Origin of the sequence: Colwellia sp. Bg11-28 (assembly GCF_002836245.1) — a bacterium.
In the GTDB taxonomy this organism is placed as follows: Bacteria; Pseudomonadota; Gammaproteobacteria; order Enterobacterales; family Alteromonadaceae; genus Colwellia; species Colwellia psychrerythraea_A.
The window spans coordinates 1,776,392-1,796,568 of the sequence record NZ_PJBA01000006.1; the positions used below are offsets into that span (position 1 = coordinate 1,776,392).

General features: G+C 36.3%; 28 protein-coding genes and 1 pseudogene. 25 read left to right on the forward strand and 4 right to left on the reverse strand.

Annotation, left to right across the window (positions count from 1 at the left end; genetic code table 11):
• Positions 1-63 precede the first annotated feature (63 nt).
• Positions 64-483 (forward strand): VOC family protein, encoded by a 420-nt coding sequence (locus CXF79_RS14945; protein WP_011043010.1) that lies wholly within the window; start codon positions 64-66, stop codon positions 481-483.
• Positions 484-668: 185 nt separating this feature from the next.
• Here the strand turns inward: CXF79_RS14945 and CXF79_RS14950 are convergent, their stop codons facing one another.
• Complete coding sequence (locus tag CXF79_RS14950) at positions 669-1,790, reverse strand: pyridoxal-phosphate-dependent aminotransferase family protein (RefSeq protein ID WP_011043009.1); 1,122 nt, start codon at positions 1,788-1,790, stop codon at positions 669-671.
• A 313-nt stretch (positions 1,791-2,103) separates the two neighbouring features.
• On the opposite strand from CXF79_RS14950, the gene CXF79_RS14955 reads away from it, so the two are divergent.
• Positions 2,104-2,637, forward strand: coding sequence for a YaeQ family protein (locus CXF79_RS14955; protein WP_011043008.1), 534 nt, complete (start codon positions 2,104-2,106; stop codon positions 2,635-2,637).
• A gap of 13 nt (positions 2,638-2,650) precedes the next feature.
• Complete coding sequence (locus CXF79_RS14960; RefSeq protein WP_101155884.1) at positions 2,651-4,132, forward strand: M28 family peptidase; 1,482 nt, start codon at positions 2,651-2,653, stop codon at positions 4,130-4,132.
• A gap of 71 nt (positions 4,133-4,203) precedes the next feature.
• Here CXF79_RS14960 and CXF79_RS14965 read toward each other — a convergent pair whose 3' ends face one another.
• Entirely contained in the window at positions 4,204-4,671 is a 468-nt protein-coding gene (locus CXF79_RS14965) for a GNAT family N-acetyltransferase (protein ID WP_011043006.1), read from the reverse strand.
• A 171-nt stretch (positions 4,672-4,842) separates the two neighbouring features.
• On the opposite strand from CXF79_RS14965, the gene CXF79_RS14970 reads away from it, so the two are divergent.
• From CXF79_RS14970 to CXF79_RS15060, 19 genes are all read left to right on the forward strand, one after another.
• Entirely contained in the window at positions 4,843-6,696 is a 1,854-nt protein-coding gene (locus CXF79_RS14970) for a DUF885 domain-containing protein (protein ID WP_101155886.1), read from the forward strand.
• A 213-nt stretch (positions 6,697-6,909) separates the two neighbouring features.
• Positions 6,910-7,182 (forward strand): hypothetical protein, encoded by a 273-nt coding sequence (locus tag CXF79_RS14975; protein ID WP_101155888.1) that lies wholly within the window; start codon positions 6,910-6,912, stop codon positions 7,180-7,182.
• A gap of 43 nt (positions 7,183-7,225) precedes the next feature.
• Complete coding sequence (locus tag CXF79_RS14980; RefSeq protein ID WP_157825887.1) at positions 7,226-7,645, forward strand: hypothetical protein; 420 nt, start codon at positions 7,226-7,228, stop codon at positions 7,643-7,645.
• Positions 7,646-7,710: 65 nt separating this feature from the next.
• The gene (locus CXF79_RS14985) at positions 7,711-7,896 is read left to right on the forward strand and encodes a hypothetical protein (RefSeq protein ID WP_041736885.1); all 186 of its coding nucleotides are present in this window, start codon (positions 7,711-7,713) and stop codon (positions 7,894-7,896) included.
• A gap of 125 nt (positions 7,897-8,021) precedes the next feature.
• On the forward strand, positions 8,022-8,528 hold the full coding sequence (locus CXF79_RS14990) for a GNAT family N-acetyltransferase (RefSeq protein ID WP_101155892.1): 507 nt from the start codon (positions 8,022-8,024) through the stop codon (positions 8,526-8,528).
• A 497-nt stretch (positions 8,529-9,025) separates the two neighbouring features.
• Positions 9,026-9,481, forward strand: a complete 456-nt coding sequence (locus tag CXF79_RS14995) for a GNAT family N-acetyltransferase (protein ID WP_101155894.1) — start codon at positions 9,026-9,028, stop codon at positions 9,479-9,481.
• A gap of 109 nt (positions 9,482-9,590) precedes the next feature.
• The gene (locus CXF79_RS23420; protein WP_011042997.1) at positions 9,591-9,767 is read left to right on the forward strand and encodes a hypothetical protein; all 177 of its coding nucleotides are present in this window, start codon (positions 9,591-9,593) and stop codon (positions 9,765-9,767) included.
• Between the two features lie 461 nt (positions 9,768-10,228).
• Positions 10,229-10,459 carry a DUF3955 domain-containing protein gene (locus tag CXF79_RS15005; protein WP_101156364.1) on the forward strand — a complete coding sequence of 77 codons (231 nt, stop codon included), beginning with the start codon at positions 10,229-10,231 and terminating at the stop codon, positions 10,457-10,459.
• A 244-nt stretch (positions 10,460-10,703) separates the two neighbouring features.
• On the forward strand, positions 10,704-10,850 hold the full coding sequence (locus CXF79_RS23530) for a hypothetical protein (RefSeq protein WP_011042993.1): 147 nt from the start codon (positions 10,704-10,706) through the stop codon (positions 10,848-10,850).
• Positions 10,851-10,947: 97 nt separating this feature from the next.
• Positions 10,948-11,478: a lipocalin family protein gene (locus tag CXF79_RS15010; protein WP_442871895.1), complete on the forward strand. Its 531-nt coding sequence runs from the start codon at positions 10,948-10,950 to the stop codon at positions 11,476-11,478.
• Between the two features lie 125 nt (positions 11,479-11,603).
• Positions 11,604-11,837: a CDGSH iron-sulfur domain-containing protein gene (locus CXF79_RS15015; protein WP_101155899.1), complete on the forward strand. Its 234-nt coding sequence runs from the start codon at positions 11,604-11,606 to the stop codon at positions 11,835-11,837.
• Between the two features lie 115 nt (positions 11,838-11,952).
• Positions 11,953-12,267 (forward strand): DUF4144 domain-containing protein, encoded by a 315-nt coding sequence (locus CXF79_RS15020; protein ID WP_101155901.1) that lies wholly within the window; start codon positions 11,953-11,955, stop codon positions 12,265-12,267.
• Between the two features lie 145 nt (positions 12,268-12,412).
• Positions 12,413-12,976: a class I SAM-dependent methyltransferase gene (locus CXF79_RS15025; protein WP_011042988.1), complete on the forward strand. Its 564-nt coding sequence runs from the start codon at positions 12,413-12,415 to the stop codon at positions 12,974-12,976.
• Between the two features lie 114 nt (positions 12,977-13,090).
• Positions 13,091-13,444 carry a YkgJ family cysteine cluster protein gene (locus tag CXF79_RS15030; RefSeq protein ID WP_101155903.1) on the forward strand — a complete coding sequence of 118 codons (354 nt, stop codon included), beginning with the start codon at positions 13,091-13,093 and terminating at the stop codon, positions 13,442-13,444.
• A gap of 94 nt (positions 13,445-13,538) precedes the next feature.
• On the forward strand, positions 13,539-14,081 hold the full coding sequence (locus CXF79_RS15035) for a DUF4287 domain-containing protein (protein ID WP_101155905.1): 543 nt from the start codon (positions 13,539-13,541) through the stop codon (positions 14,079-14,081).
• A gap of 169 nt (positions 14,082-14,250) precedes the next feature.
• On the forward strand, positions 14,251-14,778 hold the full coding sequence (locus CXF79_RS15040) for a hypothetical protein (RefSeq protein ID WP_101155907.1): 528 nt from the start codon (positions 14,251-14,253) through the stop codon (positions 14,776-14,778).
• Between the two features lie 146 nt (positions 14,779-14,924).
• Entirely contained in the window at positions 14,925-15,200 is a 276-nt protein-coding gene (locus CXF79_RS15045; RefSeq protein WP_011042984.1) for a hypothetical protein, read from the forward strand.
• A 466-nt stretch (positions 15,201-15,666) separates the two neighbouring features.
• The gene (locus CXF79_RS15055) at positions 15,667-16,269 is read left to right on the forward strand and encodes a flavin reductase family protein (RefSeq protein WP_101155909.1); all 603 of its coding nucleotides are present in this window, start codon (positions 15,667-15,669) and stop codon (positions 16,267-16,269) included.
• A gap of 208 nt (positions 16,270-16,477) precedes the next feature.
• Positions 16,478-17,347, forward strand: a complete 870-nt coding sequence (locus CXF79_RS15060; protein WP_101155911.1) for an MYG1 family protein — start codon at positions 16,478-16,480, stop codon at positions 17,345-17,347.
• 187 nt (positions 17,348-17,534) lie between these two features.
• Here the strand turns inward: CXF79_RS15060 and CXF79_RS15065 are convergent.
• A pseudogene (locus CXF79_RS15065) lies at positions 17,535-17,942 on the reverse strand (tetratricopeptide repeat protein); the annotation flags it as partial.
• A gap of 174 nt (positions 17,943-18,116) precedes the next feature.
• Here CXF79_RS15065 and CXF79_RS23690 point away from each other — a divergent pair.
• The 3 genes from CXF79_RS23690 to CXF79_RS15080 all read left to right on the forward strand — a co-directional run bounded on the left by CXF79_RS23690 (position 18,117) and on the right by CXF79_RS15080 (position 19,244).
• Positions 18,117-18,329, forward strand: a complete 213-nt coding sequence (locus tag CXF79_RS23690; protein WP_081428713.1) for a GDCCVxC domain-containing (seleno)protein — start codon at positions 18,117-18,119, stop codon at positions 18,327-18,329.
• A 117-nt stretch (positions 18,330-18,446) separates the two neighbouring features.
• A complete protein-coding gene (locus tag CXF79_RS15075; RefSeq protein WP_101155915.1) occupies positions 18,447-18,731 on the forward strand; it encodes a hypothetical protein in 285 nt (94 codons plus the stop codon).
• Positions 18,732-18,905: 174 nt separating this feature from the next.
• The gene (locus tag CXF79_RS15080) at positions 18,906-19,244 is read left to right on the forward strand and encodes a hypothetical protein (protein ID WP_101155917.1); all 339 of its coding nucleotides are present in this window, start codon (positions 18,906-18,908) and stop codon (positions 19,242-19,244) included.
• A 96-nt stretch (positions 19,245-19,340) separates the two neighbouring features.
• On the opposite strand, the gene CXF79_RS15085 is transcribed toward CXF79_RS15080, so the two are convergent.
• The gene (locus CXF79_RS15085; RefSeq protein ID WP_101155919.1) at positions 19,341-20,021 is read right to left on the reverse strand and encodes a hypothetical protein; all 681 of its coding nucleotides are present in this window, start codon (positions 20,019-20,021) and stop codon (positions 19,341-19,343) included.
• Positions 20,022-20,177: the final 156 nt, after the last annotated feature.

Here is a 20,177-nt window from a genome sequence, read left to right on the forward strand (position 1 = left end):
GATCGCAGTGCAGTGCAACCTATTTTATCCCCCTTAACCATAAACAAAGAAAAAGAGAGCCTTATGAAGTTTTTACATACCATGGTACGTGTACGTGATTTGGACCAATCGCTTGATTTCTACATCAATAAACTTGGCTTAATTGAAACAAAACGTATTGAAGTACCTGCAGGTAAATTTACCTTGGTTTATTTAGCTACCGAGATTGGCGGCCCGGAAGTTGAGTTGACTTACAACTGGGGCTCTACTGAAGATTATACTGCAGGGCGTAGCTTCGGTCATTTAGCCTTTGAAGTTGATAACATTTATCAAACGTGTCAAACATTACAAGACGGCGGCATAACAATTAACAGACCGCCTCGCTGTGGTCACATGGCTTTTGTTAACTCACCTGATGGAATCTCGATAGAGTTATTACAAAAAGATGGTTCCCTAGAGCCACAAGAACCATGGTTAAGTATGGAAAATAGCGGTAGCTGGTAAAGTTAGTTAACAATGCAACACTTATGTATTAATAATACATAATGATTGAACGACTAATATTAACTAAAAAAGCCCTGTACCGATAAAATCAGTACAGGGCTTTCTCATTTTACTGCTTTGATTAGCGTTGTTTATTTTAACTCATCTCTTTCAACTCAACTTAATCACTAAAGCTACTATTATCACTATTGCTTTAAAGCTTCTTTTAACGCTGCTAAGCATAAGGTGACATTTTCATTGCGTGCAGCATAGCCCATTAAACCTATACGCCATGCTTTACCAGCAAAAGCACCTAAACCCGCGCCAATCTCTAGGTTATATTCATTCAGTAAAAAATTTCTTACTTTAGCGTCATCAATACCCTCTGGAATATAGACTGCATTTAACTGTGGTAATCGTTCATCTGCTGGCACAATAAAGTCTAAACCTAACTCAGCTAACCCTGTACTTAATTTATCGTGCATGGTTTTATGTCGAGCCCAGCTATTTTCTAGACCTTCATTTTGTAGCATTACTAACGATTCATGTAATGCATATAAAGAATTAACAGGAGCAGTATGATGATAACTGCGCTTTCCTTCTCCCGACCAATACCCCATAACAAGTGATTGATCAAGAAACCAACTTTGGACCGCTATGCCACGATTTTGAATCACCTCTGCAGCTCTATCACTAAAACTTACTGGTGATAAACCAGGGACACAAGATAAACATTTTTGACTGCCTGAATACACTGCATCAATTTGCCACTCATCAACACGTAACTCAACACCACCTAAAGACGTCACGGCATCAACAATAGTTAAACAATCATGATTTTTAGCGATAGCACACAATGTTTTGGCATCAGATAATGCTCCTGTAGACGTTTCAGCATGAACAAACGCAACAAAATTTGCTTGTGGGTTTTCTTTCAGTGAAGCCTCTAATGCTTGCGGGTCAACGGCTCTGCCCCATTCACCTTCAACAACCACTAATTTAGCACCAATACGATTAACATTTTCAATCATACGCATGCCAAATACACCATTAACACAAACAACTACGGTATCATCAGGGGTAATTAAATTTACAAAACAAGCTTCCATACCCGCAGAGCCAGGAGCCGATACGGCCATAGTAAACTTGTTTGTCGTTTGAAATGCATATTGAAGTAATTCTTTTACTTCATCCATCATGGCAACAAAACAAGGGTCAAGATGCCCAATGGTAGGTCTTGCTAAGGCAGATAAAACACGTGGGCTAACATCTGATGGACCCGGTCCCATCAAAGTGCGCTGTGGTGGAAAAAAAGATTGAATTGTCATGTGAGCCTCTTAAAGAATAAATGATTAAAAAGTATACCTATTACCATCACAACGGCTTGAATTGTAATTACTCAAGCACTTAGAAACATGCATCTTGGTTGATAACGGCTATATAATTATTTCTGTGACTTTATCATGCTTTAAATCTCACCATAAGTAGAATTAATTAACATTATCCTAGTTATTCACTTGATAAATACTGCCTATTTTACGTTCATCGTAAACCCAAGCGGATTACTTTATCTTGGCAAGTTTTTGCAAGTTAGCTCCATACTGTTATGATACCGCCATTATTTATTACCTCAAAGCACACATGGCCCTTAAAGCAACTATATACAAAGCTAATATCGAACTCGCCGATATGGATCGTAATTATTACGACAGCTTGCAACTTACCCTTGCTCAACACCCTTCAGAAACACCACAACGATTAATGGTGCGTCTAATTGCCTACATCCTCAATGCCCACGAAGATTTACAGTTTGGTAAAGGCGTTAGTGATGAAACCGAGGCTGCCCTTTGGCAAATAAATTACAGTGATGAAATTAACCTGTGGATTGAACTTGGCCAGCTAGATGAAAAGCGCCTTAAAAAAGCCTGTAACCAAGCAAAAGCAGTAAAATTATACTGTTATGGCAGCAGCGTAAATACCTGGTGGTCACAAGCTGAGCAAAACCTGAATAAATTTGAGCGTTTAGCCATAGAGCAGTTCGAGCCAAGTACCTGCGAAGCATTAGTAAAGCTTCTCAGCCGTAATATGGAATTTCAATGCAGCATTCAAGATGGTCAATTGTGGTTAACTTCAGGTGAAGAAACCCTATTGATTGAAACAATAAAACTCAAGTAAGAGACGGCCCTTTATGACATTAACAACAACAACTAAAAATATGACTAACAAACGTTTAAAGCCAGTAGTCTTAGCTACTTCTATAACACTGCTGTCACTAGCCAGTTTATCATTAACCGGTTGTAGTAATATGCATTTAGGGTTTGATGAAAAGACGGAGGAAAGCGCCTCTGTCACTGTCACTGTAGATGACACCATTACTTTAGAGCAAATTACCAAAGATGTTAGTTACTTAGCTAGTAATGATCTTCAAGGTAGAAATAACTTTACGCCTAATATCCGTCAAGCCGCCGATTTTATTGCTAAGCGTTTTAACGAAGTAGGTCTTACGCCAGCACCAAGCGATCTAAATTTTAAACAGCAATACTTGGTGCAGCGAATCACGCCAAATACGCTTACGGTTGAAATTAATGGCCAAGCCTTTGATAGCGAATCATTATCGATGGCCACAACAGCAACAGATTTTGATTGGAACAGTAACGTTGTAACAAATAATCTTCCCGTAAATATTGTAATGGTTGGTGAAGACGACAACATGCGAAAATCACTAAGTGAGTTAAATAAACAAGGTGGTCAGCATCTGGTATTACTTCACCCAAAACATGAAGAGAGCTTTAAACGCTATCAAAGTTACTTTGCTCAAGGGTTAACTAAACTCGTTGATGAAAGCGCCACTGAGCAAGGTGGTGTTATCGTTATTGCGTTAACCGATATTAGTAAAGTGATACAATTTAACGTCAAAGGCAATGCCAAGGTTAGCACTAGCGCTTTAAGTAATGTCGTCGGTATTTTACCTGGTAAAAGCAAAGCTAACGAAATTGTACTTTACTCAGCTCATTATGATCACTTAGGCGTTAAACCTAGTATTGATGGCGCACCTAACAGTAATGCACAACAAAGTAGTGATATTTTTAATGGTGCCGATGATGATGCTTCTGGTGTGTCTGCCATTATCAATTTAGCGAATCACTTTGCTAAATTGGGCAATAACGAAAGAACCTTAATGTTTGCCGCGTTTAGCGCCGAAGAGATCGGAGGTTTTGGCTCAAAACACTTTTCTACAAACCTAGAACCAACGACAATAACAGCCATGATTAACATTGAAATGGTCGGTAAACCGGCTGTATTTGGAGATGGCACCGTTTGGATGACAGGTATGGATCGCTCAAACCTAGGTGAACAACTAAACCAAGCATTAGCACCACAAAACCTGAAAGTTTATGCTGACCCTTACCCTAAGCAAAACTTATTCTATCGTTCAGATAATGCAACATTAGCTAGGTTAGGAGTCCCTGCCCATAGCTTTAGTAGTACGCAGCTTGATAAAGACCAACATTATCATCAAGTCACAGATGATATTAATAGCTTGAATTTACCCTCAATATTACAAGTGGTTAAAATGTTGGCAATAGCAACAACGCCTTTGGTTGATGGATCTATTACGCCATCACGTATTGACCCGAATAAAGTAAAACGTAGCGGACTTATTTACTAGGTACAGTTCTAGGTAAGTTTACTTACTAAATTCGATGATAATGACTGTCGCTATTCGCTTGACTCAACAAGCTATGCGGCAATCACTTCTAATGGGCAACGTAATAGAAATTCTAAACGGGTTTTCTTCTCAACTTGAAAACCATGACGCAAGTACAAACCCCGAGCTGGATTTTTCAATAAAACATTTAAGGTGATCGGTAAGCACAATTGTAACGCACGCTTTTTCACCACCGTTAGTACCTTACTGCCAATGCCCTTGCCCTGATACTTTGGCATAATTTGTATCTGTCTAATATGCAAACTTTTACCGGTATTATTAAGCGATAACACGCCCATTTTCACCAGCCCTATAGGTTTACGGTCTGCTAAAATAATATGGCTTTCATAAAAGTGCTCTTTTATTCGAACCAAATGTTGCTCATCCGTCATACGAATACCTGCCGCTAACAAATGTTGGGTCATCGTTTTTCTACGTAACTCCAACAAAAAATCTATGTCTTCATGCTTAACTTTTCTAAAGCCAACGGTAAATTTCATTTACGGGGTTTCCATGTACATAATGTTACTGCTAAGTTTACTTCTTTTGTTCGGTTGGCAACACCTGTTGGTCTTAATTTTATAGCATTCTGTCGAGCTTTCATTGAATTAGCCACATGCATTAAGGCACACTAATGATAATGCATATCATATAAGTGAGATAAGAATAGAATGACATTTAAAAAATCCCTGTTAGTTGTCGCTGTTGCCACAGCTTTACTCAGTGCTTGTTCAGAAGACAAAGTTTCTCCTCAAAATAACGAACAAACAGCTGCCCCTGTTAAGGTAACCACAGTTAAAGCATCATCAGCCTCAGAACAGGCCAATGCGTTATTTGACACTATTTTTAAAGAAGGGGTTAACCGCGACCCCGTGAGACAAACCTCTTTAGGCATTAAAACAGATTACGATAAATGGAACGACCTTTCAGAATCAAACGCAGCAAATGAGTTAGCAATCGCTAAAGCAAACCTTGTACGAGTTCAAGCTATTGACGTTACCACGCTTGATATACAAACTAAAATAAGCCTAAACTTATTCATTCAAAATCTAGAAAACCAGATCGCAGATTATAAATGGCGCTTTCATAGTTACCCTGTTAATCAAATGCATGGCACCCATTCACAAATACCTGCTTTTTTAATTAACCAGCACTCAATCAGTAACGTTAAAGAAGCACAAGATTATATCGCTCGTGTTCGTGGTGCTCAAAAATTGCTAGAGCAGCTTGTTGAACAGCTTAAATTGCGTGAAGCAAAAGGTATTATTGCCCCAAAATTTGTCTTCCCACATGTTATTAGAGACTCAAAAAACATTCTTGTTGGCGCCCCGTTTGATGACGAAGCTAACAGCACAATATTTGCCGACTTCACTCGAAAGATTAATAAACTAAACATTAGTGATGACGAGAAAGCAACCTTAATTACTGACGTAAAAATAGCATTAATTGATAACTTAAAACCAGGTTACGAACAACTAATTACTTACTTAGCAACGCTTGAGAAAAAAGCCGACACCCGTGACGGTGCTTGGAAATTTACTGACGGTGAAGCCTTTTACAATAATGCTTTAAAGCGCACTACCACAACTGACTTAACTTCAGAGAAAATTCATAATATTGGTTTAAGTGAAGTATCACGTATTCATAATGAAATGCGTGTGATTATGAAGCAAGTTGGCTTTGATGGCAGCCTGAACGAGTTTTTCGATTTCATGCGTACCGACCAGCAGTTTTACTATCCAGCTAACGACGAAGGAAAACAGCGTTATATAGCAGAAGCAGTCGCTCTGATTGACGATATGCAAAGCCGCTTAGATAGCTTGTTTTTAACCAAACCCAAAGCAGCATTAAAAGTTAAAGCCGTTGAAGGGTTTAGAGAAAAATCTGCTGGTAAAGCGTTTTATGAACGCCCTGCTCCGGATGGATCCCGTCCAGGGATTTATTACGCCAATCTTTACGACATGGAAGCTATGCCGACTTATCAAATGGCTGCGTTAGCATATCATGAAGGTATTCCGGGCCATCATATGCAATTAGCAATCAAACAAGAATTAACAGGCATTCCAATGTTCCGTAAATTTGGTGGCTATACAGCTCATACAGAAGGCTGGGGACTTTATTCAGAAATGATCCCAAAAGAAATAGGTTTATACCAAGACCCTTATTCTGACTTTGGTCGTTTAGCCATGGAATTATGGCGAGCATGTCGCTTAGTCGTTGATACGGGTATTCACACTAAACAATGGACACGTGAACAAGGTATAGAGTACTACGCTACAAAAACTCCTAATGCTCTATCTGATGCCGTTAAAATGGTCGAACGCCATGTAGTTATGCCATCACAAGCGACAGCTTACAAAATTGGTATGAATAAAATCATTGAATTACGTGAAAATGCTCGAGTTCAATTAGGTGATAAATTTGATATTCGTGAATTTCATGACGTAGTATTAAAAAATGGTCCAGTACCGCTTAACGTCTTAACTGACCTAGTTAATGACTATATAAAAACTAAGAAAGCCTAGAGAACAAGAGCGTCAAACGCTCTGCATAATAATTAATAATCCGCACTTCAATTTGTACTTTGAAGTGCGGATTTTTTATTATAAAATAACCTATTTTAGAGTAAATTTGATAACGGACTTCGCACGCCGTTCGCCCCATATTGTGAACAGAAGTATTTTCATCTCATAATAAACTGTTAGTTGTCATGCATATCGTGGTTCAAGGAGAGATAAATGGATTTATTTTTATCGTTAGGTCTGCCTATAATTATCATTGTTGGATTTATTCGGTTATTTAAGGTCAAGTGGCCCTTTGCACTATCAATTATTATTGGCTTATCCGCATTTTCTACTTTTATAGTTGACTTCACTTACTGTGAAATCCTAAAAACACAATGTGAGCCTGATGCTTTAAATGCTGTAGGTTATTTTTTTCATTGGCTATTAGTATCTGCAATTACATCAGTTTTAGATTTTTCATTCTATAAACTATTTACTAAAAAGTAGAGCATGTAGGGCGATAGCAATAACTTCAAACGGAAAAATACAGTTGACTGTTTTTACTCAGATTTTGTTCCACTTTGGTGGACAGTTATTTAATGCAATAAAGGAAATTATGAATTCAAAGCTAACCGTAATTTTATCATTAATATCAATACTATTTTGTAGTGATTTACACGCGAACACTGGAGATATGACATTTGATTCACTCGTTGATAGATTTGAATTAGTGGCTAAACATGGAAAAACGTGTGCGCGTATACAACAAAAAAATAGTGTTGAGTGCAGAGAGTTTATGTCTTATTTAAAGGCTGACTTTAAAAAAGATTCAATAGAATTTAACAGTAAATTTAGCGAGTTCATTACATTGGATCTTGAAAAAGCATTACGTGGTTCTAATGCTATAGTCGAAATAAGCGATGTCTTTTTTTCAACCGCTATAAAAAATCATAACAATAAAATTAATTAGGACAAATAACAGTTGATTGTTTTTCCGAATATGAAAGCGTTATTTAGCAGGAAGGATCCTTAGGTATGAGTAAACAAAAAGCATTTTGGGCAGTATGGATATTTTTTGCATTATTTGAAATTACATTTTTCTATCTCATAGGGGAGCTGAAACAAGTTGATTTCGGTAAATCTATTATTTTAACTATTATTTCTTTACTCGCTGCATATCCAATATATCGCTGGGTAAAAAGTAATGATGAATTTCACTAAGCAACGACATGACAACTAAATAAACAAGGGTAAGTAACAATTGGCCGTGTTCTACTTCGTTTCACATTTTAGCAAACTATTATAAGCCCCTTAAATCAGGGTTAACCCTACTTGGAGATGTTTCAGTGTGTATTAATATTCGACTAGAAAAAACTCGCGATATTCAAAGTATTCATGCAATTACTATTGCTGCATTCCTTGATGCACCACATACAGACCACACGGAGCAATTTATTGTAGATGCATTGAGAGATTCCGGAGCGTTATCAGTTTCACTTATTGCTGAAGACTCATCTAAAATAGTTGGCCATGTTGCTTTGTCGCCAGTTACTATCTCAGATGGTTCAAAAGATTGGTATGGTTTGGGACCAATTTCTGTTGTTCCAACTGACCAAAATAAGGGAATAGGCTCTAAGCTAATGCATGCAGCTCTGAGAGAATTGAATAATCTCAACGCTAATGGTTGTGTACTACTTGGTGATCCCAATTACTATCGTCGATTTGGTTTTGAGCCCATAGGGGGCTTAGTGCTCCCTGATGTTCCACCCGAATATTTTCAAGCAGTATTACTTAAAGGTTCTTACCCGACAGGCGTTGTTACATATCATGAGTCCTTTTCAGCGCAGAGCTAACATGCTCATCGCACTGAAAAATACAATTGGTTATTTTTACTCTAATAGTGTACAAAAATTTAGCCTCTCAATAAGGTGTCATTTTTAAGGATAGATTTGTGCTTAAATTCATCGTTATAATATTATTTTTATTATTGTGCTCTTGCTCATCTGTTCGTTTTGCTAATGATTCTGGGGCAGTCACAATCGAAAAAGAAAAACCGTTTTGCGACATTAAAAAGGTTGATCCTAATTGTAAAATTGAAAGGAAGATAAATTAATCGCTTTGGTGATTTATACATAATATGTAAAATGAACTAATACTAAAAATAGATATTCAAAGAGTATGAAAGAGCGTAAAAAATTGCTAAGAATTAACGATGTAGTAAAGATATAACTAGAGCATTAAACGAAAAATCACAGTTAACTGTTGCTCATGCGTCAATCGTTTTAGTCAATAATGTTATTGAGCTAGATTAGGGTTTACAGAGTAATATAAATTTTATGATAGGCATAGCATGATTAATAAACTTGATAATTTGAATGAAGAAGTTGCAAACCAAATTTTCACTGTATTTCAGAATTCTTATAAAATTGAAGCTCAACTTATAGGTACTCTCAATTTTCCTCCTCTATTGAGAAGTGCTAAAGATATAGAAAATTCAAAAACCTTATTCTATGGCTTTAGTGAAAATGAATGTCTCGCTGCAGTTATAGAGATTGTTATAGAAAATAAACAGTTAGACATTAATAGTTTAACTGTTGACCCTAATTATTTTAGGAAAGGTATCGCAAACAAATTAATAACCTATGTTCTAGATAAATTTTATTTTTCAGAAGCCATTGTTGAAACGGCCGTTGTAAATACTCCAGCAATCAATTTATACAAGAAACATGGCTTCGTTGAATTCAAAAGATGGATTCCATCTCATGGCATTGAAAAACTAGCAATGTCAGTTAAAGCAACGTTATGAAAAAAAATTCAAACGGGACAAAAACAGTTCGCTGTTTACACCGTGATCTTATGCCACTTTAGTGGACAATTATTGCCCTTTAGCGGGCATTCTATGAAATGGAGTTTCTATGAAAATTTTCGGTTTAGTTCTCGGTTTATTTATATCAGCCTGTACTTATTCTCCTGGAGGTAGCGGCGTTAATAGCCAAGATTGCTCTCAGGTTCAAAGAGAATGTGTTCGTGGCGTGTATAGTGAATGGTTCCAAAAAAATGGCGATTTAGCTTGTACTTGTTCTGGTACTTAATTTTCATATGACAAGATAATAAAACGGGACTGCCGGCTCTTAGTAGAACGTTAGTTTTAAAATAAAACAGTCGTTCAACTTTACACAAAGGAATTATTATCGGTGAGTCCTCTAAAAGTGGATGATTATTATAGGATATTAATACTTTCTATTAAGAATACTCTTTATTTTATAGTGCCATTAACGGTGTTAATGTTTTTTATTGAAATTGGATTTGAACTTAATGAAGGTGGTTCTATAACGTTATTTTTTACGCCAGAATTCATTATTAATTTTATATTCCATGAGTTAATGCTCAGTTTATATTTTGTTGTATTTCTATTAAATTTTGCATTTCATTTAATATTACTTAAGACTCGAAAATAGCAACATAACAAATAATTCAACCTATTGTTATTTAACCAGTTATCAAGGCATTAACGGTATGGCAGGTATATGTCGTTAAATTTATGGATAAACTGATGAAACTTAGCTTTAAAAATACCACCGTAACCCTAGGTTTATTCTTTATATTTATAGGCATTGTCTTTCTAACTGTAGAAAACACGTTTTATCAATACCTTGACGAAAATCTTGTTCTTCATGAAAGTTTATTTTTGCCTCTGGGTGTTTTAACAATAATTATAGGTACATTATTACTTGTTTATTCCGTCCTTAAAAAAATGTTCAAATCATTGAATAAAAGAAGTTAATTCACATAACCAGTAGTTCAACACAACAGGAAATTGTTGGCTACATTCTATTTCACTACACAGTTTTACTCACTCTATTATTTACCTCTTAGTAAAATGTTATTTGCCTTAAGTGCTCTGTGCACGCCTTATTGTTCCTATTCTGAAGCAGTTACGGGTACTGTTGATGCAATGAGTAGCGCATTCTGCTGGGAAATACCGTATTCTAAGGCTTAAGTCTTGAAGTTAAGTTAGGAGAATACTAGTGGCTAAGCAAAATTACTCTTTCGAAAAACGCCAGAAAGAAATAGCTAAAAAGAAAAAGAAAGAAGAGAAACGCTTGAAAAAAGCAGGTGTGGACAATGAACAACCGCAGGAATCTCAGCCTACTGAGGGTGCCGACAGCGCATAACCTGTTGTTCAACCGAGATAGAATACAGTTGGCTGCTTTAGATCCGTTTAATATTTAGCCAACTGTTATCACTACCTTAAATGGGCGTTACATATCCATGGAGCTTCGATTGTATAGAGCACTAATAATTATAGGCGTTTTTCTTCTTAGTAGCTGCTTAGGCATGCCTAAATTGGTCAAGCCAGTATCAGACTTTGAATTAAATAATTATTTGGGTAAATGGTATGAAATCGCTCGGCTTGACCATTCTTTTGAAAGAGGATTGAGTCAAGTTACCGCTGAATATAGCTTAAAAAATGATGGTGGTGTTTCAGTTCTCAACAGTGGGTTTTCCGCGTCGGATAATGAGTGGCAAGAAGCCGAAGGAAAGGCTTATTTTATCAATGAAAACACCGAGGGATATTTAAAAGTATCATTTTTTGGGCCCTTTTACGGCTCTTATGTTATTTTTGAGTTAGACCATGAACACTATCAATATGCTTTTATTTCAGGACCAAACTCTGATTATCTCTGGCTTTTATCAAGAACGCCTACTGTTGAAGCTGAGGTGCTTGATAAATTTTTCACTATGTCAAAAGAACGTGGTTTTAAAGTAGAAGATATAATCTACGTAGAGCAGGACGACTAGTTAACAAGGCAATTTAGTTGGATTCGTAGCAGATTTCTCGGCTCCACTTTGTTTCACCATTTTATCAAACAATTAAATACCGCATACTGCGGCGTTATGTTTACATTAAATTATGGAGAATTATCATGACTAAACCAGTACGAGCATCTAACACGCCCTTTACAGTAGAAGTTGAAGAAGGTAAAAAATATTCTTGGTGTTCTTGTGGTAAGAGTGAGAAACAACCATTTTGTGATGGTTCTCATAAAGGCTCTGAATTCTCGCCGGTAAGATTTACCGCAACAGAGTCTAAAAAATTATTTTTTTGTGGTTGTAAGCTCACGGCATCACAACCATTGTGTGATGGTAGTCATAAATAAACCTTACAAAAGATAAGTAAAAATACGTAGCTGTTGGTTACGTTCCACTTAGTTTACATTGTAGTCAACTATTATAAGCCCTCTCTTGGGCATTATATTTATCGAGGGAATTCTTATGATTTCGTGGCCATGCACACTAAAGTTAGATGGCGATGACGAGTTGATTTACTTGGGTTCTGAGCAAGATTTCATTTCTGAATGCCGTGAATTACTGCTTTGTGATGACGATTATGTTATTGACTCTTTTGGCAATAGCTATGTCATCGAATTAACGTCAGGCAAGTTAGAGTTAATCAAAACAAAGCGGATATTAGTTGCAAACGAAGTGACGAGTTTAATACGCGCTCATGAGTTTAAAAAGGCTAGTCTTTGCCTCACTAAAATTCATTTTCTGACAGTCTCTGATGCGATTAAGTCATTGACCTATTAATAGTAAAAATAACAAATCACTTACGTAACGACAAACTAATAAACTAGCACAAAATACCGTTGGCTTTTTCCTTCGTCACTTACTCTAGCCAATTAAACTTTGTCCATAAGCTAGATCGCTACGCTTTATAAGTACAGGAGGCTTCATGAATTTTTATGATAACCCAGTAAATGTCAAACAGTACATTAAAATGTGTAACGGTTATGATGGAACTAATATCTATAAACTTCTGAGCAAGTCATTGCCAGTTGGCTCGACATTACTTGAGTTAGGCTCAGGTGGTGGGTTGGATATTGAGTATTTGAAGAGAGTCTATTCAATTACAGGATCTGATTTATCAGATGCCTTCTTGAACATTTGTAAAGAAAAACATCCTGAAGTACCTTTTTCAAAGCTCAATGCGAAAAACCTTGAATTGAATGAACTATATGATTGTATTTATTCAAATAAAGTACTTCATCATTTGACCAAAGAAGAACTAAAAGAGTCTCTTTTACAACAAACAAAATGTTTATCTACTAATGGTCTTATAGCCCATTCATTTTGGCTCGGCGACGAAGATGAAGAAATGAATGGTTTGTTATTTACTTACTATCATCGAGACGAACTAATCAGTATTATTTCAAAATCATATGACATACTTTCTACGCTGAGTTATCAAGAATTTAAAGAAGATGATTCGCTCTTTGTGGTGGCGAGAATCAAATAAGTCAAAGAGTACAGACTCATAACAACCACACTCAATTTAAAGGCAATGTCAGCTTCTATTAGACTAGATATAGAACTATAATTGTCAGGAACTGCACAAAAGAATCAGGTATTAATGAACAATAATAAAGAGATAGTCGACCGTCTGCGTGAGCGTATTCCGACATTTAAATGTACGCCCGGCTGTCACGATTGTTGCGGACCGGTAACAACGTCTTCAGAAGAAATGTCTCGCCTGCCAGTGAAAACTGACGCTGAACATGAAGCCGCATTAGATCAGTATAATTGCGTTCACTTGGGCCCTAATGGTTGTAAGGTTTATGATGAACGTCCGTTGATCTGTCGAGTGTTTGGCACAACACCGAATATGGCCTGCCCCAATGGTTGTCGACCAGAAGAGATGATTGACACTAAAATTGAGCGTCATATTCATCACTACATCAAGAACACACGACAAGTATTAGTGTAAGTGAACAATAAGGTATTTTGACTTTAGTAAATTGTGTCCTAGCTCAACAAGCCCATTAAACGGGTATTATGCTTCGAATCAAAAGGTGAAGAAGATGGATAAAGCACTTCAAACAATGATTAATAATATGCCTGAGAAAACAGGCAAGAAGTTAGACGAATGGCTTAAAATCTTGCATAAAAAAAACATCGAAAAACATTCAATGGCGGTGAGTTTTTTGAAAACTGAATTCGGATTAACACATGGATTTGCCAACACAATAGTCACTTTATCAAAGGATAAAAATGAATCTTCTGAAGATTTATTAGTAAATCAGTATATTGGCAAAGAGTCACTGACACCAATTTATGAACTGCTGATTTCTACCATCGTAAAACTTGGTAGCGATGTTATAATTACACCCAAAAAAGGCAGTGTGAGTTTAATTAGAAAAAAACAATTTGCCTTAATAAAACCAGCAACCAAGACAAGAATAGACTTAGGCTTAAAACTAAAAGATGTCGATGTCCAAGGGCGTCTTGAAAATTCTGGCCCCTTTGGCACTATGTGCACTCATAGAATACAACTACAAACTATTGCTGATATTGATGCTGAAGTCGTTAAATGGCTTTCGATGGCTTATGATAAATCTGTCTAGTTAACACATAACAGCTTGGTTAGTCGGTATAGATATCAGTGCATCAGGTAAAGTCAGCTTCCACTTAGCTTCTCGAGAATTTTCCATCATTATGTCGGTATTCCAAAAGAAATATATGCAATATGCGTGAGACTTATTTAATTGAAATATAAAAATTTTAGGAATATTAATGAATATTGAAAAATCATTAGCCCTCATACCTGAACTCAAAGAACAAGTCGATCTGTTCAAAACAACGTTTACACAAGAAAATCACCTCTCTGAAGAGAATATAAAAATAGTCGCATGGGCAACAGCTATTGCTAGTCAATCTAAAGACCTAACAAATTTTATTAAATTTGAAGTTGGTGAGCTATCCGATTCAGATAAAAAGGTTGTTCTTAGTGCAAGTAGTCGAATGGCGGTGACAAACCCTTACTTCATGAGTAGAAATGCTCACCCATTGAAAGCAGGGGGAACTCTAGATTCACTCAAGATGAGACCCTTTCAAGATCTTAATATTGAAAACTCACAAGGTTACCATTATGCCTGTATCGCCATATCACTAATCAATAATGGTTTTGTCTGCTTCAACAGCCATATAAGCAGCCTTAAGGCTGATTCACAAAAAGATGCAGCAATTGATCAAGCGATGAGATTAGTAGCCTCTATTTGTGCGATAAAACAACTGCTCTTTAATGAACACATTTTTCAATAACCAACAGCAACTTATTTCACATAGAATAGAAAGTAAATCTATTAAACCGTTTTTAGTGTGACTATAAGTTATCTTAGCGCTTCACATTTTAGCTCACTATTACTTAGCCCCTTATTTGGGCATTATACAAATCAGGAACTTTAATTATGGAATCCATTTTAGCCTTTTTAGTCTTGTTTTATTTGATTGCTTTTGCTTATGACAAAACAATTGATAATGAGATTAAAGGTAATCAAGCATTAGCGAATAAGTTAACCGAATTTAAATACTTTCATTCATTTCAATCACGTCCAAAAGCGCTATCTTGCGTGTTGAGTTTCAAATTTTTTGGTATCTCAACTGCGTTAAATATTGTTGGTAGTGTCTTTTCATTAATGATGTATTTCGGTTTAGTGGTTGGACTATATTTACTGGTTCAATAGATCTCAACAGTCAGTGTCAACTGCCAAAAAAAACAATTATTACCTTGCCTAAAATCGGTGCTAATACAAGCTGAACTTTGCATTTTAGGTAACAGTGGTAGTTATAGTTTTGTATGGCTTTTATACCCAAACCATTGAAGATGCGTGTTTCAGGACGCTTGAGCGATTCATGATCAAGGCGCCTCTTTTTATTAAGGGTTATTCGGGAGAATATGCTCCTGCATTCTCTAATAAGCTACATCCATGTAGCGTCCTTAAAAAAGGAGGCAGCGAAGAACATGGTTTGCTCATACGTCCCCGCAGGGCTGGTTTAGAAACGCTTTATGCTGCGTTATTGATTTCGACAATAGAATAACTATTCTCTTCAATCAATGACTTGCTTAAAGGCATTTCTAATTCCAGCTGAAACCTGCATCTTCAGGTAGTTTGGGTATATATAACTTTTAAATGAAAAAATGGGTAATCGATGAATTTTGATATTTCAGAACTAGGCGTTCAAGAAAAGTACCGCCTTTTAAATGGCGGTGTGACCCCAAGACCTATTGCTTGGATAAGTACGCGTTCAAAGGACGGGATTGATAACCTTGCACCCTACTCTTTTTTTACTGTGGCAAGCTGCAATCCTCCGGTACTTCTTTATACACAGGTGACTCAACGAAGCGGCATTGATAAAGACACTTTGCAAAATTTAAAAGAAACCAGTGAATGTGTGGTTAACATTGTTAATTCTCATTTATTGGAAAAAATGAATGCAACCAGTGCCAGCATTGCCATTGATGAAAGTGAGTTTGACTTAGCACATGTTAAAAAAACCAGCAGCTGTAATGTCGGTGCTTTTTCGGTTGCTGAATCACCCATTCGATACGAATGTACTTTACGAGAAATTATTTCTGTTGGTGATTTACCTGCAGGAGGCACCATTGTACTTTTAGATGTGAAGTCTGTGTACGTAAGGGATGATCTCTTCACTGATGAAGGCATTAACCAAGCGTTAATTGACTCAGTTGGTAAAATGGGTGGCGATGGTTACAGCCCTACTTCACACTATGTAACGCTTAATCGCCCATAGAAAAAATAATCAAATCATGTATTGGCGTTTTATTCGATAGTTTAGTTATAAAAATCATCTGTTTTTGTTAGCTGTCTTCGTATAGAATCCGCCCTATAATTTTTACTAAGTAAAAATTCTCCAAATCAGAGAAATACCAAACGGGGAAGTTCCAACAGTAACAGTTCATGAACGCCCCTTCTTATCCTTTTCTAAAATGACAAAAAAAATGACTGATAAAGTAATAGCAACTCACAATGGTAATTTTCATGCAGATGATGTTTTCAGTATCGCTGCACTTAAGAATATTTTTCCTTCTTTTAAGCTCATACGTACGCGTGATTTAGAGGTTATTGGTAAGGCAGATATTGTGATAGATGTAGGTGGTGAATATGATGCCGATGCTGGCCGTTTTGATCATCATCAACGAGGCGGTGCTGGCGAGCGCGAAAATGGTATTCCTTATTCTTCATTTGGTTTGATTTGGCAGAAATATGGCCTCGCAATATGTCAAGGTAACCAAGAAGTAGCTAATAGTGTTGATGCCGGTTTAGTATCAACGATTGATGCGATTGATTGCGGTCATGTTGAAGGTGTTGCTCAAGGTATCAGCCTAAGCCAAACTATTTCAATGTTTAACCCAACGTGGCAAGAAGATAGCCACTTTGATACTTGTTTTGATGAAGCCGTTGATTTTGCATCACGCGTATTAACACGATTCATAGCTTCTGCTAGTGGTGGCATTAATGCTAAAGACATTGTCGCTAAAGCTATTGATAATGCAGAAGACTCAAGAGTCATAGTGTTAGAAAAGTATACTCCGTGGAAAAGAACAGTTCATGCCTTATCTGAAGAGGCGTTATATATGGTTTACCCATCACCTTCTGGCCAATGGCGAATTCAAACCGTACCTGTTGAACCTGGTTCATTCGAAGACAGAAAACCACTCCCTAAACAATGGGCTGGCTTGTCTGATGATGCGCTTAAAGAAGTTACTGGCATTGATGACGCTATGTTTTGCCATAATGGTTTATTTATTGCGGGTGCAGAGTCATTTGAAAGCACAATGAAAATGGCATCTATCGCACTTCAGGATTAATATTGGTGGTGATGGTTATAAGCCCTACGCCAACTATGTAGGGCTTAAAGTAAACCTTAAAACAAATTAATAAAAGTTCATGGTTTAACTGTTATAAATCTTTCCATTCTTTCAATTTTTTTGCTACTTCAATTACTTTTGGTGCTTCTGATACTTCTGGTACTTCTACAACTTCAGCGACTCCACCTAACTCTTCTAATAAGGCTTCGATTTCTGCTTTTAAATCTTTATCAGCAATTTTATTACTGTTGATTTTAGCATTTTTTAGATGTTCAATAGCGCTTGTTTTATCACCTAACTCTACTTGCAATGACGCAATGGCAAAAGCGATTGATGAGAGAAAATCTTTGGAATTAATCGCTTCAGCTTTTAGTAGTGCTTTCTCATAAATCGAAATAGCTAATTCAAGATCATCAGTAAAATCAGCAAGTGTTTCCCACTGCACCGGATGGTCTTTATCGGTACTTTCATTATCTTCACATACTTTTTTTAATTCAGCGTAACATTCATCGAAGCGAATTTGATTTTTTCTATGAACCGCTTGCATTAAGTCTTTAGCTAACGAGTGCACGTGCTTGTATATTTTTGTATTCATGATTTACCTTACTTTATATTGTTCATAAAAATCTTACGGGGATTATAACGTAAAACTAATCAAGCTGTTTGATCAAAATATTGAATCACAACGTAAACTCGGTTAGTGTCATGAAATAGACATAATAAAACCTGCAGATAATGGATTATATAACCCGATAAAATTGAGAATTTAATGAACAATATAATTCTAGAGTCAGTTATTACTTGTCCTGAATGTGGTTTTAATAAAAAAGAAATCATGCTTACTAATGCGTGTCAGTATTTTTATAAATGCACTTCATGTCACATTATTATTAAACCTCTCCCCGGAGATTGTTGTGTTTATTGTTCATTTGGAACCATTAAATGCCCTCCAATTCAAGAAAAAAGGGCGTGTTGTAATTAATTCATATAAAATATCATTAAACAAATACAAAACAGTTGGCTACCTTCATTTAACATGTTTTTTAGCCGCCATTATTTTGCCTCTAATTGAGGTGTTATATTTTTCTGAGAACCTATTATGAATTTAGATAAATCGACAAAACGCATAGCAAAAAGAGTTAAAAAGGGATTTCAGGGGTATCCTCAAATTTCACTCGCTTATTTTGGTGAATCAGTGAACTGCGCAACCCAAGTTGTTGTAGGTTTTATCCAAGAAGAAGGCGCATCGGCCCAAGAGCAAACATTTTCCAGTAAAGACGATGCAAGAAAAGACGAAACGATTCAAACAACCTTATTAAAAATTATTGAGCGAGCAGACGCAAAAACAGTGGTAGAAGTTGCAGGTGTTGCGCTTATTAAGTAGATATTTCGCTAATTAAGTTATAGCAAAATAGATGGTAACGGTGAAAATTCGGGGCACTTGTTATTGGTAACTCCCGCCTAGTGTTAATTTTAGCAAACAATTACTCATTCCCTTATTACGGATTGATATAGCCGTTTTACTTCAAGAGTAACGTTCAGGAGCACAGAGAGTTAGATGAAAAGTTTACTTAAAAGTATTCAGTATGACATGTTAGATTTTATTGAGGGCGAAGATGAAGGTGACGCTGATTATACCTCAGAGGATGTGAAGCTTTGTATAACAAGCCTATTAGAATTCATGTCTTCTATGGCGTCTGAAGCACAGACCTTAGAAAGCTCAAAAGAACATGTTAAAACAGTAGTTCTGTCTCTAAACTCATTAAATCATCAATGTGGTGACTGTTTAATAGAAACAGATCAGCGTGAGGATATCTGTGAGTTCATTAAAAAAGTTATGTCTGCCGCAAATGTAGTGTTTTCAGGGGATATCACAGAAGAATGGAGAGAATGGTAAAAGAGTAATGTTTTAACTAATTATGGAGTGAATTGCTAACGCGGAAATTCTAACCGTGGCAGAATTCCGCATTACATTTGAGTTATACCACTCGTATTAACCGTAGTCACTCCGGTTTTTCGCTACTGGGCTCACTCTTGCCCAGTGAAATAAGTACATAATAATAAGTTTTGTTATAGCGCTAACAGTAGCTAAAACGATTAACGGCCAACCTTGAGCAAGGCCCATTGTCATTGCAAAAGCAATGGTAGAAATATCCATCATTAAAATGAATTGGCTCATACGAATATCAATAGCTCCAGTTTTACCTGAACTAATGATTAATTTAATTTGGTGAGTGTATCCTTGGGCAAGTAACAAGGTAATGATCATAATAAGAATTGTCGACACTTGTTTACTGTGATCAGCAAAGCTCTCATTAAGAGCTAAACCTATTATTCCTAAAGTAAAACTCACACTCACCAATACTAGGCTGGTAACCGAGGCCTTAGACTTTCTGTCTTTCCACATTTCAACCAATATCAATATCACCAAAATTGAAGCAATCAGCCTTGGCCAAACAATATAATGATTAAATATATCAATACTATAACCATATACAAAGAATGAAAAATAAGCCAAAAAACTCATGGTGAATTGGTTTTGTGATAATACATCAGTCACCTTTTCCTTACCGTTTTCTTTTCTTAACCACAGTTTACTTAGCTGTAAATAGACACCGTATAAGCTCACAAAAATAAACAGCGTATTTATTGTACCAAAAATGTTATACCACATACTAATCTCCAGAATACAAATTGTCGACAATAATACATCAACATACTTTTTAATCAAGTTATTAATATAATATTACGTTAGATTGTCGACAATACAGCGCAGTTGGCATATGATGAGTAAAGTAGATGGTATAGCAATTATTTAGCTGGAATTGTT